This is a genomic window from Streptosporangium sp. H16 (genome assembly GCF_051918855.1).
Lineage (GTDB): Bacteria > Actinomycetota > Actinomycetes > Streptosporangiales > Streptosporangiaceae > Streptosporangium.
Window position 1 is genome coordinate 588,016 of the sequence record NZ_JBPXMD010000001.1, and the last position, 14,309, is coordinate 602,324.

Annotated in this window: 14 protein-coding genes; 9 read left to right on the forward strand and 5 right to left on the reverse strand. The window is 70.5% G+C overall.

The window, feature by feature from the left end:
* From ACTOQ2_RS02450 to ACTOQ2_RS02470, 5 genes are all read right to left on the reverse strand, one after another.
* On the reverse strand, positions 1–564 hold the full coding sequence (locus ACTOQ2_RS02450) for a Uma2 family endonuclease (protein WP_440097959.1): 564 nt from the start codon (positions 562–564) through the stop codon (positions 1–3).
* Positions 564–1,937 carry an RNA-guided endonuclease IscB gene (gene iscB / locus ACTOQ2_RS02455; protein ID WP_440097960.1) on the reverse strand — a complete coding sequence of 458 codons (1,374 nt, stop codon included), beginning with the start codon at positions 1,935–1,937 and terminating at the stop codon, positions 564–566. The genes ACTOQ2_RS02450 and iscB overlap by 1 nt, the downstream gene beginning before the upstream one ends.
* A 450-nt stretch (positions 1,938–2,387) precedes the next feature.
* Entirely contained in the window at positions 2,388–3,002 is a 615-nt protein-coding gene (locus ACTOQ2_RS02460) for a hypothetical protein (protein ID WP_440097962.1), read from the reverse strand.
* A gap of 214 nt (positions 3,003–3,216) precedes the next feature.
* Positions 3,217–3,810: a DUF4126 domain-containing protein gene (locus tag ACTOQ2_RS02465; protein ID WP_440097964.1), complete on the reverse strand. Its 594-nt coding sequence runs from the start codon at positions 3,808–3,810 to the stop codon at positions 3,217–3,219.
* A 67-nt stretch (positions 3,811–3,877) separates the two neighbouring features.
* Positions 3,878–4,615 carry an acyltransferase gene (locus ACTOQ2_RS02470; protein ID WP_440097966.1) on the reverse strand — a complete coding sequence of 246 codons (738 nt, stop codon included), beginning with the start codon at positions 4,613–4,615 and terminating at the stop codon, positions 3,878–3,880.
* A gap of 156 nt (positions 4,616–4,771) precedes the next feature.
* On the opposite strand from ACTOQ2_RS02470, the gene ACTOQ2_RS02475 reads away from it, so the two are divergent.
* From ACTOQ2_RS02475 to ACTOQ2_RS02515, 9 genes are all read left to right on the forward strand, one after another.
* Positions 4,772–6,442 (forward strand): CTP synthase, encoded by a 1,671-nt coding sequence (locus ACTOQ2_RS02475; RefSeq protein WP_440064901.1) that lies wholly within the window; start codon positions 4,772–4,774, stop codon positions 6,440–6,442.
* 53 nt (positions 6,443–6,495) lie between these two features.
* Positions 6,496–7,098 (forward strand): NUDIX domain-containing protein, encoded by a 603-nt coding sequence (locus ACTOQ2_RS02480; protein ID WP_440097967.1) that lies wholly within the window; start codon positions 6,496–6,498, stop codon positions 7,096–7,098.
* Between the two features lie 12 nt (positions 7,099–7,110).
* The gene (locus ACTOQ2_RS02485) at positions 7,111–8,037 is read left to right on the forward strand and encodes a tyrosine recombinase (RefSeq protein WP_440065449.1); all 927 of its coding nucleotides are present in this window, start codon (positions 7,111–7,113) and stop codon (positions 8,035–8,037) included.
* 99 nt (positions 8,038–8,136) lie between these two features.
* The gene (locus ACTOQ2_RS02490) at positions 8,137–9,084 is read left to right on the forward strand and encodes a ParA family protein (protein ID WP_329093373.1); all 948 of its coding nucleotides are present in this window, start codon (positions 8,137–8,139) and stop codon (positions 9,082–9,084) included.
* 30 nt (positions 9,085–9,114) lie between these two features.
* Positions 9,115–9,948 carry a segregation and condensation protein A gene (locus tag ACTOQ2_RS02495; protein WP_440064898.1) on the forward strand — a complete coding sequence of 278 codons (834 nt, stop codon included), beginning with the start codon at positions 9,115–9,117 and terminating at the stop codon, positions 9,946–9,948.
* Positions 9,941–10,570: an SMC-Scp complex subunit ScpB gene (gene scpB, locus ACTOQ2_RS02500; RefSeq protein WP_440097968.1), complete on the forward strand. Its 630-nt coding sequence runs from the start codon at positions 9,941–9,943 to the stop codon at positions 10,568–10,570. The genes ACTOQ2_RS02495 and scpB overlap by 8 nt, the downstream gene beginning before the upstream one ends.
* Positions 10,570–12,600: a pseudouridine synthase gene (locus ACTOQ2_RS02505; RefSeq protein ID WP_440097970.1), complete on the forward strand. Its 2,031-nt coding sequence runs from the start codon at positions 10,570–10,572 to the stop codon at positions 12,598–12,600. Before scpB ends, ACTOQ2_RS02505 begins: the two co-directional genes overlap by 1 nt.
* A gap of 77 nt (positions 12,601–12,677) precedes the next feature.
* Positions 12,678–13,037, forward strand: coding sequence for a chorismate mutase (aroH, locus tag ACTOQ2_RS02510; protein WP_362676088.1), 360 nt, complete (start codon positions 12,678–12,680; stop codon positions 13,035–13,037).
* Between the two features lie 7 nt (positions 13,038–13,044).
* Entirely contained in the window at positions 13,045–14,154 is a 1,110-nt protein-coding gene (locus tag ACTOQ2_RS02515; protein ID WP_440097971.1) for a prephenate dehydrogenase, read from the forward strand.
* Positions 14,155–14,309: the final 155 nt, after the last annotated feature.

Here is a 14,309-nt window from a genome sequence, read left to right on the forward strand (position 1 = left end):
TCACCGAGGTCGAGATCGATGTCGACCTCGAAGCCGACATCCGTCTTCAACCGCCCCGATGGATGCCCGTCGGGACGTAGGCCTTGACGGCGGGCTCCAGTTCGAAGGTGTAGACGACGGGCCTGTCGTCCTCCTGCTCCACGCGCCAGAGGTGCCTGATCCCGGCGTCGGAGTATTTGATGGGCTGGTGGTGCGGTCCCGCTCCAGCGACTCGGGGGAGACCACCTCGACCACCAGGTGCACGTCCTCGGGCTTGAACGAGGTCGTCCTCAGGCTCGTCAGCGCGGAACTCGCCACCACCATGATGTCGGGCTCGGGCCGCTGTCTCATGCCCAGGGTCACGGTCATCTCCCGGACGACGGCAAGGTCGTCGGGAGGTGTGATCCCTCTCTCGAGGAGCATGATCATGAACATGTGGAAAGCGGTCTGCGGAGGCCTCATAATGAGCGACCCGTCGATCAGTTCGACATGTCGGGGCGCGCCGGGGGGAAGATGATCGAGCATGTCGGCGGTCCACCCGCCGGTCGGCCCCGGGTAGAACCACTCGGGGAAAACGGCTGTCATCAGACACCTCCAGCGTGGAGACCCATGCCTGCAGGTGGGGAAGGAAACGCGGCACGGTGCCGCGTTTCTGGGTGGGTGGTGTAGCCGTAGCCGTCGGCTCGCTGGAGCATGCGGACGTGGCGGTGGCCGATGCCCTGCACGGTGCCGTTCCGGGTGGTGATGTTGAAACTGCCGTTACTACGGACCGCGACACGGCCGAGGTGGACCCCGGCCTTCTTACCGCTAGCCACGACGGCGCGGACCAGATCACCGGTAGCGAACCCTTTGACCTGCTTGGTCCGAGGTAGCCGCAACCGAGGAAAGCCGTAGCGGTCGGGGCGGGTGCGGGCGTAAGTGCCGCGCCCGGTCGCCTTGACCACCAATACCCTGAAAGGCCAGGCGGTGACGCCTGCCAGGGGGCCGACGTGCAGCGCGTCCAAGGTGTGTGACTTAGCGGCGCCGGTGCGAGACCGGTTCCACTTCGTGCGGCCACCGGAGGCGGTGTGAACGCACAGGCCGGTCGCCTCCAGGGCGCGCCACAGTGCCCACCGGGTGGCGTTGACCGCGGCGGCATCGCGCAGTGGAGCCTTCGCCTGCTTGAGGATCCTCGCGAGCAGTGCGGGCCTGTCTTTGAGGAACACCTCTACTGGCGTGGCGTTCTTGGCCTGGTTACACCGGACGCAGGCCAGGACGAGGTTGCTGATCCGGTCTGAGCCTCCCCGGTGACGCGGGTGGATGTGGTCGAGGTTGAGGGGCACGTCACCGGCGCCGCAGTACGTGCACGCCCGCTTCCATTTGGCCAGCAGATATTCGCGGACCTCGTACCCGGCGAGGGTGCCTCGCTGGTATTCCACCCCTTCCAGTGCTCTGCCCGCGCTGAGGGCGTGGGTGTCGAACGCCACCCGCGCGACGTACACAGCACGTACCGGCGCCCACCGGGCGAGCCGCACCACCCACGACAAGGTGGTGTCAACGCGGTGACGCAACGACGGCGCGAGCCACCCCTGGGGTCTGGTCCGGTTGAGGAACCGGGGGGCGCGGTGACGCAGGTTGCGTGACCTGCGGCCCCGACGTAGCGCGGCCCGCGCGCTGAGCTTGTCTCGGATCGCTCCGCCTCGGTGGTCGAGCTGGATCGCATACTTCCCTGTCCGGTTTGCGCCATGGTCGGTGAATATCGCCAGGCCGGTGTGCTTGCTGCCAGGGTCGATGCCGACGTGCACGCCTTCGATGGCCGATGTCGCCGCATCGCGGTCCTTGAGACGGATGACGAACGGGGTGTGGCGGTGAACCACCGCCCGCCCGGCCGCCAGCAGACGGCGGGCGCGAGCGGGGTGACACGGGTCAAGCGGGTGGCCGCGCTTGTCCAGGACGAACACAGCCGGGTGAACCTTCACGGTTCGCTCCCTCCGGCGCCGAAGCGCCCTCGGGGTGACGCCGGTGCGGCGGTGCGGCCGGACCGGTCTCCCCTCGCCCATGGTGAACACCAGATACCGCCGCGAGGCGGTGTCCGTGAGCCGTTTCGTGCCCACCCTCGGGCGTGTCTGCTCCCACGGATTCGAGAGCTTGGAGCTGAGGAAGCACCCCAAGGTCGGTCTGCGCTCTTGTGTTCAACGTAGCCATCTGGATCACACCTCCAGCTCGTGATGGCCGGGGCTGGTCAACGCGGGGCTTCGAAGCGCATCGCCGCGCCTCAAGCCCCCTCCTTCGGGAGAGGGTCGTTGACCAGAGAACCTCCTTCGAAGACACTCCGAAACATTACCCGATGGAGTCGGCTTGTCGCTTTCGGTAGCAAGTTGGAGGATCATTCGGGGTCATCAGCGCTGCTGGGCACGTCGAGACAGGAGTCAGCTGAGGTTGTCGGGGTGTGTGCGGTTGATCATCGTGCGGTTGTAGAGCTCGTCGATCTGGTCCAGCGGGTCGGGGGCGCGGCGGCGTGCCTCGATCTCCAGGTCGGTGCGCCCCTGGATCTCCTCGATGCTCCCGGCCGAGTGCGCCATCTGGTCGTTGCGCAGGTCGGCCCTGATCCTGGCGCAGGACGTGGTCAGCTTGGCGTGGTGCTCGCGCAGGCGGCTCAGCGCCGTGTGGTCGATGTAGGGCGAGACCCGGCGCTCCTGGGCGTAGTGGGCGAGCTGGGCGTCGAGCTGGTCGGCGTGCACCGAGATCTCCGCCACGAGGTGGGGCAGGTCGCCCAGGCCCCAGCCGTCGCGCAGCGCGTGGTCCACGGCCTGGCGGGTCAGGGAGACCTCGCGCCGCAGGTCGATGCGCATCCGCTCGGTCTCCGCGGCGTCGCCGGTGCCCATCGCCGCCACGTGGGTCGCGACCCTGGTGGAGACGGCCCTGGCCTTCTTCGTGGCCTTCCTGCCGACCTTGACCAGAAGGTAGATCCCGACTCCTCCCAGGAGGAGGAAGAAAAACAGGATCACCAGCAGGACGATGAGGAAATCGCCGATCGGAGCCACCTCCCGGCAGGGACTGGACGGGCTGGACAGGGTGTTTCGAGCATAGCCCGCGCCGTGGTCCCCGCGCGGGCGTCAGGCCTCGCGGGGTCGGCCGGTGCGAAGAGGGGTGCCGCGCCCCCGGCGGGGGGCGTGGCACCGGTCATGACGGGCACCGCGGTGCGGTCCGTGACACGGACCGCGCCGGGGCCTGTGACGGTGTCGCGCGGGTGCGGTCTCATCGCAGGCTCGGGGCGGCCTCTCGCCGCCGTCGCCGTATCCTGCGGGTCGCCCACCAGGCGAACAGCGCCAGCCCCGCCACCACCACGACGACCAGGACCGGCAGGAAGATCGCCACCAGGCTGATGCCCAGTGCCCCGGCGTCCTCGACCGTGCTGACCACGGGCGCTCCCACCCCGGCGGTGGTGGCGTTGACCACGGGCCGGGTGGTCGTCTTCATGGTGTGCACGGCGAGGGCGATCGCGATGCCCAGCACCCAGCTGAGCCAGGGGTTGTGGGTCATCCAGGTCGAGCCGTCCAGCCGGGCGGCGGCCTCGGTGGCGCTGAAGACCACGCCGCCGGAGGCGGGGCGGACGACGGTCTGGATCATGTCGTTGACGCTGTCGACCACCGGGACCTTGTCGAGCACGAACTCCGCCAGGAGCAGCACGCCGATGATCCCGAGCACCCAGCCGTTGGACAGCCAGGCGAACTCCTGCGGCAGCCGTACGTGGTCGGTGAAGTTGGCGAGCAGGCCGACCACCAGCAGCGGGATGTAGGCGTTGAGCCCGGCCGCGGTGGAGAGTCCAAGGCCTGTCAGTGCCGCGAGCATCGCACCTCCGTAGTGTCTCTCTCCTCCTTCAACGGTTCCCGGCCGTCGATCGATCCCGATCCGTCCGCTATCGCGATATCACTCCGGTCTCGGTGTCCACGGCGTCCTTGGCGTCCTTGGTGTCCCTGGCATCCCTGGTGTCCCGGGCGTTCCCGGCCTCCGCGACCTCCAGGTGGGGTGGCAGCCACCCCTGGCCCGGTACGTAGTGGCGCACCACCTTGGCGGGGATGCCCGCGATCACGCTGTGGTCGGGGAACTCCCCGCGCACCACCGCCCCGCCCGCCACCACGCACTGCCTGCCGATCCGGGTGCCCGGCAGGATGATCGCGCCGGTGCCCAGCCACGAGCCCGACCCGATCGACACCGGGTTGTTGCGCGGCCACTGGCGGCCGATCGGCGCCTCGGGGTCGTCGTAGACGTGGTTCTGGTCGGTGATGTAGACGTACGGGCCGGTGAAGACGTCGTCGCCGATGTCGATCGACTGGTGGCCCACGATGTGACTGCCCCTGCCGATGGAGCAGCCCCCGCCGATCCGCACGATCGAGTCCGGGCCCAGGTCCACCCCGGGGCCCATGCCCGTGGAGATGGAGACCCGCTCGCCGATCAGGGTGTGCTCGCCGATCTCGATCCAGGCCTCGCCGAAGACGGCTCCGAGGGGAAACGACAGGCAGGCGCCTTCGCCGAGACGGCGGAAGCGGTATCCGGCGGGGCTGGCGGGGGTGACGTCGCCGACCTTGCGGACCGCCTCCCAGATCCGGTGGACGAGGCTGCCCAAGGCACGCCGTACCACACCATGAAGTGACATAACGGATCAAATTACCGCTTGGTTGGGTTTGAGGAGAATGTGGGTGGGGGGTTGTCCGGGCACTTCGCCTGCACCGTTTGATATTCTGAGAGCCCGTGGACCTGTAGGCCATTCATCAGGGTGCGCCGACGATCTGTAACGACCACGGGAGCCTTCTTGCGCAGCGCCGCACACACCAAGCATCTGTTCGTCACCGGCGGCGTCGCCTCCAGTCTTGGGAAGGGACTGACGGCCTCCAGCCTCGGGCGCCTCCTCAAGCTGCGCGGCCTGCGGGTCACCATGCAGAAACTCGACCCCTATCTCAACGTCGACCCCGGCACGATGAACCCGTTCCAGCACGGTGAGGTGTTCGTCACCGACGACGGCGCCGAGACCGACCTCGACGTCGGCCACTACGAGCGGTTCCTCGACACCGAGCTGCACGGCTCGGCCAACGTGACCACCGGCCAGGTCTACTCCAACGTCATCGCCAAGGAGCGCCGCGGCGAGTATCTCGGTGACACCGTGCAGGTCATCCCGCACATCACCAACGAGATCAAGGACCGTATCCGGTCGATGGCCGGGCCCGACGTGGACGTGGTCATCACCGAGGTCGGCGGCACCGTGGGTGACATCGAGTCGCTGCCCTTCCTGGAGGCCGTCCGCCAGGTCCGCCACGAGGTCGGCCGCGACAACGTGTTCTTCCTGCACGTCTCGCTGCTGCCGTACATCGGGCCGAGCGGCGAGCTGAAGACCAAGCCGACCCAGCACTCGGTCGCCGCGCTGCGCAGCATCGGCATCCAGCCCGACGCGATCGTGTGCCGCTCCGACCGGCCGATCACCAACTCGCTCAAGCGCAAGATCAGCCTGATGTGCGACGTGGACGAGGACGCGGTCGTCTCCGCCATCGACGCCGCCAGCATCTACGACATCCCCAAGGTCCTGCACTCCGAGGGCCTGGACGCCTACGTGGTGCGCCGCCTGGGCCTGCCCTTCAGGGACGTCGACTGGAAGGAGTGGGAGCAGCTCCTGCGCCGGGTGCACCGCCCGGCCAACGAGGTCACGATCGCGCTCGTCGGCAAGTACATCGACCTGCCCGACGCCTACCTGTCGGTGACCGAGGCGCTGCGCGCGGGCGGCTTCGCCAACGACGCCCGCGTCAACATCCGCTGGGTCAAGAGCGACGACTGCGAGACCCCCGAGGGCGCGGCCCGCGAGCTCGACGGCGTCGACGGGGTCCTGGTCCCCGGCGGCTTCGGCGTGCGCGGCATCGAGGGCAAGGTCGGCGCGATCCGTCACGTCAGGGAGAACAAGATCCCGCTGCTCGGCATCTGCCTGGGCATGCAGTGCATGGTCATCGACGCCGCCCGCAACCTCGCGGGCATCGAGGACGCCGGCAGCACCGAGTTCGACGCCGAGACCACCCACCCGGTCATCTCCACCATGGCCGACCAGGAGGACGTCGTCTCCGGCGAGCGCGACATGGGCGGCACCATGAGGCTGGGCCTCTACCCGGCCAGGCTCGGCGAGGGCACGCTCGCCCGCCAGCTGTACGGCATGGCGAAGGTGGACGAGCGCCACCGCCACCGCTACGAGGTCAACAACTCCTACCGCGAGCAGCTGGAGAAGGTCGGCATGGTCTTCTCCGGCCTCTCGCCCGACGGCCGCCTGGTGGAGTACGCCGAGCTGCCCGCCGACGTCCACCCCTTCTTCATCGGCACGCAGGCGCACCCCGAGTTCCGCTCCCGGCCGACCCGGGCGCATCCGCTGTTCAAGGGCCTGATCGGCGCCGCCCTGACGTACGCCGACATCCGCGGCACCGCCGCCAAGGCGGGGCGGGGAAAGTGAGCGGCTCGCGAGCGGAGGCGGGCACGGGGGAAATCCAAGAGGGCCAGGACGTCGTGGACGTTCCTGAGGAGTGGAAGGTCGCCTCCTCCACCGAGCACTTCCGCGCCCGCGTCATCGCCGGGGTCACCGACGCGGTCGTGATGCCGGACGGCGAGGTCGTCGACCGCGACTACGTGACCCACCCGGGCTCCGTGGCCGTCGTCGCCCTCGACGAGCGGGGGCGGGTCCTGCTGATCCGCCAGTACCGCCACCCGGTACGGCGGCTGCTGTGGGAGCTGCCCGCGGGACTGCGCGACGTCGAGGGCGAGGCCCTGCAGGCCGGGGCGGCCCGCGAGCTCGCCGAGGAGGCGGGCTACCGGGCGGGCACCTGGCACACCCTGATCGACGCCTTCCCCTCGCCAGGGATGAGCGACGAGCGCACCCGCATCTTCCTCGCCAGGGACGTCAGTCCCATCCCTGAGGGGGAGCTGGACTTCGTCCACCGGCACGAGGAGGCCGACATGCCGGTGGTCTGGATTCCCCTGTCCGACGCGGTTCGGCGTGCCATGGCGGGAATGATCCACAATTCCCAAGCCGTGGCCGGTATTCTCGCCGCATACGCCGCTTCGGCGGACGGATTCGCCTCACTGCGGCCCGCTGACGCACCGGAGGCATGACAGGAGGACACCCTGAGCGAGACGGAGGCCGTCCTGTCCAGTTACCTCGCCCACCTGGCCGTGGAGCGGGGTCTGGCCGCCAACACCCTGGCCTCCTACCGCCGTGACCTCCTGCGGTACGTGGAGCATCTCAAGCAGCGCGGCCGCGTCACCTTCGGCGAGGTCGCCGAGGGTGACGTCACCGCCTTCGTGGCGGCGCTCAGGGAGGGCGACGGGGGACACCAGGCCCTCGTCGCCGCCTCGGCGGCGCGGGCCGTCTCCGCGGTGCGCGGCCTGCACCGCTTCGCGCTGAGCCAGGGCGTCTGCCGCCACGACCCGGCCCACGAGGTGCGCCCGCCGCGCCAGCTCAGACGGCTTCCCAAGGCGATCAGCGTCCGCGACGTGGAGCGCCTGATCGCCGCCTCGGGGCCCGACGGAGCCCCGCTCACGCTGCGTAACCGGGCGCTGCTCGAGCTGCTGTACGGCACCGGGGCGCGCATCTCCGAGGCTGTGGGGCTCACCGTCGACGACGTCGACCTGGGGGCCGAGGCCCAGCGGGTGCGTCTGCGCGGCAAGGGCGGACGCACCCGGCTGGTGCCCCTTGGCGGCTTCGCGGGGGAGGCGCTGCGCGCCTACCTCACCCGCGCGCGCCCGCGCATCGCCTCACACGGCCGGGGCACCTCGGGGCTCTTCCTCAACGCCAGGGGCGGGCGGCTCACCCGCCAGGGCGCCTGGGAGGTCCTCCAGGCCGCCGCCGAGCGTGGCGGGCTCGAAGGAGTGTCGCCACATATGTTGCGACATTCGTTCGCAACCCACCTCCTTGACGGGGGTGTGGACGTTAGGGTGGTTCAGGAACTACTCGGCCACGCCTCGGTGACCACCACCCAGGTGTACACACAGGTCACGGTCGACAAACTCCGCGAGGTCTATGCCGCCGCGCATCCGCGCACGCGGGATTGACCTTGCTTATGTCCGGGCGTGCCGCCTTGCCGCATACGTGTTGACGCCATAGTGTCCGTCCGGACGGTCCGGTTAGAGGCCGTCAGGGAGGTTCGACTGGTGACTGTGACCACCGACGGTTCTATCCGGGGAACGACCCCGGCAAACCCCGAGAATCCCTGGGGCGACACCAAGACCGCCGGGACCCCTCGCAGTGGGGGAGTCCTCGGCCCGACCGGGCGTCCCCGGCCGGTCTTTCCCGACCCGCCTCCCCGTACGGTGCACGGGCCGGCGAGGGTCGTCGCCATGGTCAACCAGAAGGGCGGCGTCGGCAAGACGACGACCACCATCAACCTGGGTGCCGCGCTGGCGGAGGCCGGGCTCAAGGTCCTGCTGGTCGACTTCGACCCGCAGGGTGCCCTCTCGGTCGGCCTCGGGATCAATCCCCTCCAGCTCGACCTGACGGTCTACAACCTCCTCATGGAGCGGCAGATCACCGCCAGGGACGTGCTGCTGGAGACCGGTGTCGAGGGCATGGACCTGCTGCCCAGCAACATCGACCTGTCGGCCGCGGAGGTCCAGCTCGTCACGGAGGTCGCCCGCGAGCAGGTGCTCGGCCGGGTCATCAAACCCCTCCTGCCCGAGTACGACGTGTGCCTGATCGACTGCCAGCCCTCCCTGGGACTGCTCACGATCAACGCGCTGGCCTGCGCGCACGGCGTCATGGTGCCGCTGGAGTGCGAGTTCTTCGCGCTGCGCGGTGTCGCGCTGCTCATGGACACCATCATCAAGGTCCAGGAGCGCATCAACGACGAGCTGGTCATCGAGGGCCTGCTCGCCACCATGTACGACGCGCGCACCCTGCACGGCCGCGAGGTGCTGGCCCGGGTGGTCGAGGCCTTCGACGAGAAGGTCTACCACACGGTGATCAACCGGACGGTTCGCTTCCCCGACGCCACCGTGGCCGGTGAGCCCATCACCAGCTTCGACTCGTCGTCGCTCGGCGCCAGCGCGTACCGCGAGCTCGCCAGGGAAGTCCTGGCCAGGTGGGCCGCGCTGGAGCGGTGATCCCACCCCCGGGTGCGGGACAATGGCGGGATGACCGAGCAGCCGAAGACCGACGATGACACCTTCAAGGTGCATCTGGAGGTCTTCGAGGGTCCTTTCGACCTCCTGCTCGGTCTGATCTCCAAGCACAAGCTGGACATCACCGAGGTCTCGCTCAGCCAGGTGACCGACGAGTTCATCTCCTACATCCGGGCCAGGGGCCCGGAGTGGGACCTGGACCAGACGAGCCACTTCCTGCTCGTCGCGGCGACCCTGCTCGATCTCAAGGCCGCCCGGCTGCTGCCCTCGGGCGAGGTCGACGACGAGGAGGATCTGGCCCTCCTGGAGGCCCGTGACCTGCTGTTCGCCCGCCTCCTGCAGTACCGGGCCTACAAGGAGGTCGTCAAGGTCTTCTCCAGCCGGATGGCCGAGGAGGCGCTGCGCTTTCCCCGTACCGTGCCGATGGAGGCCGAGTTCGCGAGCCTGCTGCCCGAGCTGATCCTCGGCATCGGCCCCGACCGCCTCGCGGAGATCGCTCAGCGGGCCTTCGCCCCCAAGGTGCCCCCGTCGGTCTCGACGGCCCACATCTACCAACCGCTCGCCAATGTCCGCGAGCAGGCGGTTATCCTTGTCGAGCGGCTGCGGCGGATGCGCCGGGCGACTTTCCGGGCCCTCACCTCCGACTGCGCCGGAACCTTCGAGGTCGTGGCGCGTTTCCTGGCCGTCCTGGAGCTCTACCGGGAGGCGGCCGTGTCCTTCGAGCAGGTGGAGCCTCTCGGAGAGCTGCACGTGACCTGGACCGGCAGCGACGACGGCGACGTCGCCGTGGCCGACGACTACGACGAGACCCCGAACAGCCCGAAGAGAGAGCCCGCCGATGACTGACCTGGCACCCGAGCCCGGTTCGCGTACCGAGGCCGGCCCGTCCGCCGAGCCGGGCCCGCGCGCCGAGCTCGGTCCGCGTGCCGAGCCGGACCTGCGCGCCGGGCTGGAGGCCATCCTGCTGGTGGTCGACGAGCCCGTCGCCGAGGTGACGCTCGCCCAGGTCCTGGAACGGCCCGTTCACGAGATCGGGCGGGCGATCCGTGAGCTCTCGGCGGAATACACCGCCGCCGGACGGGGTTTCGACCTGAGAGAGGTCGCGGGCGGCTGGCGGTTCTACACGCGGGCCGAGTGCGCGCCACTCGTGGAGCGGTTCGTCCGCGACGGCCAGCAGACGCGCCTGACCCAGGCCGCTCTGGAGACCCTGGCCGTGGTCGCCTACCGGCAGCCGGTGAGCCGGGCCCGGGTGGCGGCCATCCGCGGTGTCAACAGTGACGGCGTCATGCGCACGCTGATGACGAGGGGGCTGGTCGAAGAGGCCGGCACCGAACCGGAGAGCCAAGCCGTGCTCTACCGGACGAGTTCGTATTTTCTCGAGCGGATGGGCCTGCGGGAGCTCGACGAGCTTCCCGAGCTGGCACCCTTCCTGCCCGACGACATGGAATCCCTAGAGGAGCAGAAGTAGTGAACAACAGGCGCAGTACCCCGTCCGGTGATGGACGCGGTCAAGGCCGTGGCGGAGCCCCGCGCGGTGGCAATCCCCGTGGGGGCTCGCAGTCCGGCGGATTCCGCGGCGGCTCCTCCCGAGGCGGGTCCTCCTCCGGGGGGTCCCGCGGTGGCTCCCAGGGCGGTTTCCGTTCCGACGGCCCGCGTCGCGACGATCGCGGCGGTTCGTCGTCCGGTGGTTTCCGTGCCGATGGTCCGCGTCGTGATGATCGCGGTGGGTTCCGGGCGGAGCGGGACGGTTCGCGGAGCCAGTACGGCGGTGGCAGGCCCTCGGGCGGCTCCCAGGGGGGTTCGCAGGGCGGTTACCGCTCCGATGGCCCGCGCCGTGACGACCGCGACGGTTTCCGTTCGGACGGCCCGCGTCGCGATGATCGCGGTGGCTTCCGTTCCGACGGCCCGCGCCGCGATGACCGTGGGGGTTCGTCGTTCGGTGGTTCGCGGGGTGGTTTCCGTTCCGACGGCCCGCGTCGCGACGATCGCGGCGGTTCGTCGTCCGGTGGTTTCCGTTCTGACGGTCCGCGTCGTGATGATCGCGGTGGTTTCCGGGCGGAGCGGGACGGTTCGCGGAGCCAGTACGGCGGTGGCAGGCCCTCGGGCGGTTCCCAGGGGGGTTCGCGGGGCGGCTTCCGATCCGACGGCCCGCGCCGCGATGACCGTGGGGGTTCGTCGTTCGGTGGTTCGCGGGGTGGTTTCCGTTCCGACGGCCCGCGCCGTGACGACCGCGACGGTTTCCGTTCGGACGGCCCGCGTCGCGATGACCGCGACGGTTTCCGTGCCGATGGTCCGCGTCGTGATGATCGCGGTGGGTTCCGGGCGGAGCGGGACGGTTCGCGCGGCCAGTACGGCGGTGGCAGGCCCTCGGGCGGCTCCCAGGGGGGTTCGCGGGGCGGTTTCCGATCCGACGGCCCGCGCCGCGACGACCGCGGCGGCTTCCGCGCCGACCGTGACGGCTCGCGCGGCAGGCCCGGCTCCGACCGCGGCCGCGGCGACGCGCCCGCCGGTGGCTCCCGTGGCCGCTTCGGCAGGACCGGGCGCCGGGACGACGTCCAGACCATCGGCGGCGGCAGCGCCGGGGCGTACGGCGAGCGCCGGCCCCCCGCGGACCGCTCCGGTGATCGATCCACCGGCCGGGCTCCCGCGGCGAAGGCGCCGCTCAGGCCGGGCACGATCGCGAACGACCGGTTCAAGACCGCTCGCCAGCCCAAGCGCGACTCCGACTTCTACGACCGCGACTACGTCGACGAGCGCGACACCACCGAGGTTCCCGACGGCATCCGGCTGCAGAAGGTCCTCGCCCAGGCGGGCGTCGCCAGCCGCCGGGCCTGCGAGGACATGATCGGTGAGGGCCGGGTGACGGTCGACGGCCAGGTGGTCCGCCGCTTCGGCGCCCGGGTCGACCCCGCCAAGCAGGTCATCCACGTCGACGGCAAGCGCCTGCCGACCATGCCCGACCTGGTCTACCTCGCGATCAACAAGCCGATCGGCGTCGTCAGCACCATGTCCGACCCGGACGGCCGCCCCTCGCTGGCCGACTTCGTGGCCGACCGCACCGAGCGGCTGTTCCACGTGGGACGCCTCGACACCGAGACCGAGGGCCTGATCCTGCTCACCAACGACGGCGAGCTGGCCAACAGGCTCACCCACCCGAGCTACGGCGTCCAGAAGAAGTACTGGGCGAAGGTTCCCGGCCGGATCGAGCGCGACCTCGGCCGCCGCCTGAAGAAGGGCGTGGAGCTGGAGGACGGCCTCGCCAAGGCCGACTCCTTCGCCCTGGTCCAGGAGCACGGCCAGCAGGCGCTGATCGAGATCGTGCTGCACGAGGGTCGCAAGCACATCGTCCGCCGCATGCTGGAGGAGGTCGGGCACCCGGTCATCGACCTGGCCCGCATCGAGTTCGGCCCGGTCAAGCTCGGCCGCCTCAAGCCGGGCACCGTGCGTGCGCTGACCCTCACGGAAGTCGGGGAACTCTACGCCGCCGTCGGGTTGTAGCCTTCCCTGAACGCGTGTTGGGACGCGCCGGATCATCCTCGGGGGTGGTCCGGCGCGGAGGGACTGGAGGAACGACGATGGTGCGGGCGATCCGCGGTGCGATCCAGGTCGAGTCCAACGACCGGGACGACATCCTGTCCGGGGTCACCGAACTGGTCGCGGAGGTGATGGGGCGCAACAGGCTCACCACCGACGACGTGATCAGCGTGATCTTCACGGCCACGCCCGATCTCACCGCCGAGTTCCCCGCCCTGGCCGCCCGCAAGCTCGGCTTCCACGACGTTCCGCTGATCTGCGCCTCCGAGATCGACGTTCCCGGCGCGCTGCCCCGCGTGGTGCGGCTGATGGCCCACGTCGAGGTCGACCGGCCCCGCCAGGACATCCAGCACGTCTACCTGCGTGGCGCGGTCGCCCTTCGCGTGGACATCGCCCAGTGAGCCCCTTATGCGGCACCACCTCCAGGGAGCGCGGGTGAGCGGCCTAGGAAGCGTCCTGGTCGTCGGCACGGGACTGATCGGTACCTCGATCGCGCTGGCCCTGCGCGAGCAGGGCGTGGCCGTCCACCTGGCCGACCGCGACGCGGGATCCCTGCGGCTGGCGCGGGAACTGGGCGCGGGCGTCGAGTGGGCCGAGGGCGTGACGGTGGACGTCGCGATCATCGCGGTCCCGCCGCAGGCGGTCGCGGAGCGGCTCGCCGCCCTCCAGCAGGCCGGTGCGGCCCGTTTCTACACCGACGTGGCCAGCGTCAAGGCGCTCCCGCTCAGGGAGGCCGCGAGCCTCGGCTGCGACCTGACGACCTATGTCGCCGGGCACCCGCTCGCCGGACGCGAGCGCTCCGGGCCCGCCGCGGCGCGGGCCGACCTGTTCCTCGGGCGCCCGTGGGCGCTGTGCCCGACCGAGGAGACCTCGCCCGACGCCGTGGAGGCCCTGTACGGGCTCGTCAAGCTCTGCGGCGGCGAGGCGGTCAGGATCGGCGCCGAGGAGCACGACAGGGCCGTGGCGGTCGTCTCACACGCCCCCCACGTGACCGCCTCCGCGGTGGCCGCCCGCCTCGCGGAGGCGTCGGCCGCCGCGCTCGGCCTGGCCGGGCCGGGGGTGCGCGACGTCACCCGCATCGCGGCGAGCGACCCGAGGCTCTGGACCGGGATCCTGTCGGGCAACGCGCTGCCGGTGGCCGAGGTGCTGGAGGCGGTGGCGGCCGATCTGGCCGCCGCGGCGGCCTCGCTCCGTACCTCGGCCGGCTCCGGCGATCCCGACGCCATGGCACGCGTCACGGAACTGCTGCACCGGGGCGTCGCGGGTACGGGCCGGATCCCCGGCAAGCACGGCGGTCCCGCGCGCACCTACGTGGCCGTCCAGGTCATCGTCGGCGACCGGCCCGGCGAGCTGGCCCGGCTGTTCCAGGCGGCCAAGGAGGCGGGCGTCAACATCGAGGACGTCCGGCTCGAGCACGCCCCCGGCCTGCCGCTGGGCGCCGCCGAGCTCTGGGTGCGGCCGGAGGCGGTGACGGCGCTGGCCGAGGCCCTGCGGGAGAACGGCTGGCACCTGCCGTGACCTCTCCCGCCTGACCTCGCCTCCGCGTGGCCTTTCCCCTGGTCCCCTGGGCGATCTCGCTTCCGCGTGATCGCCCAGGGGTTCTTCCGCGCCCGTGCTTCCGGGCGTCCGCCTTCTCGCTCGATGCGTGGTTCCTTCCCGGCTCCCGGTAGCCT